At 68.2% G+C, this 1,050-nt stretch carries 1 protein-coding gene; it reads left to right on the plus strand.

Going from position 1 to position 1,050, the window contains the following annotated elements; genetic code table 11:
• Window positions 1-104: 104 nt before the first annotated feature.
• The coding region (locus ACLZN2_RS50980) for an ABC transporter permease (protein WP_416987104.1) at window positions 105-1,050 on the plus strand (946 nt) is incomplete at its 3' end.

Raw genomic sequence — 1,050 nt, forward strand, 5'->3', positions numbered from 1 at the left:
GCGGCGGAGAAGCCGGTGAAGGTGGTCGAGGACGGCAAGCTGCTCGGGATCGTCGGGGACGAGGAGATCCTCGCGGTCGTCGCCGGGCAGGAAGGCGGCAGGTGATGACCGTCGCCATCGAGAAACCGGAGCAGACGGAGAAGGTCGTACCGGCCGAGCCCGTCAAGCCCGCCCGGAAGATCACCCGGGGCATGGTGGTCGGCGCGATCCTCGTCGTCTGGCTGCTGCTCTTCGCGATCCTGCGGGGCAAACAGACCCTCGCCCTGGCCGCGGCCGATCTGACGGGCCTGCACCGCTGGTTCAACGACGTCAACGACTCCATCGGCGCGAACCGCAACTCCAACCCGCTCTTCCTGTACTTCTTCAACGAGATACGGCTGGTCATCGACAATCTGATGACCTTCATCCAGGGCCTGATCTCGCAGCCCTCCGACACCCGCCCCGTTCCGACGATCGGCTGGCTCGGTGTGGTCGGGATCGCCGGATACGTCTCCTGGGCCGTCGGCAACTGGCGGGTGGCGCTGCTGGCGGTCGCCGGGTTCACGTTCATGGGGCTGCAGGGGCTGTGGCAGGAGAGCATGGACACCCTGGCTCTCACCCTCTCCGCGGTCCTCGTGGCGCTGCTGTTCGCGATCCCGCTGGGCGTGTGGGCCGGCATGTCCGACCGGTTCAACCGGATCGTGACGCCCTTCCTGGACCTCATGCAGACGATGCCGACCTTCGTCTATCTGGCCCCGCTGACCCTGTTCTTCCTCATCGGCGGCGCCTCGGCGGTGATCGCCACGGCGATCTACGCGGCCCCGCCGGCGATCCGTATCACCGCACACGCCATCCGCTCGGTGCCCGGGACCACCGCCGAGGCGGCCGACTCGCTGGGGGCCACCCGTCGGCAGGCGCTGCTGAAGGTGCTGCTGCCGATGTCCAAGCGGACCGTCGTGATGGGTGTCAACCAGTCGATCATGGCCGCGCTCGCGATGGTCACCATCGCCGCCCTGATCGACGCGCCGGGCCTCGGCAAGACGGTCGTCCAGGCGCTGCAGTCCCTCGATG

This window comes from Streptomyces sp. T028, from assembly GCF_048159505.1.
Lineage (GTDB): Bacteria > Actinomycetota > Actinomycetes > Streptomycetales > Streptomycetaceae > Streptomyces.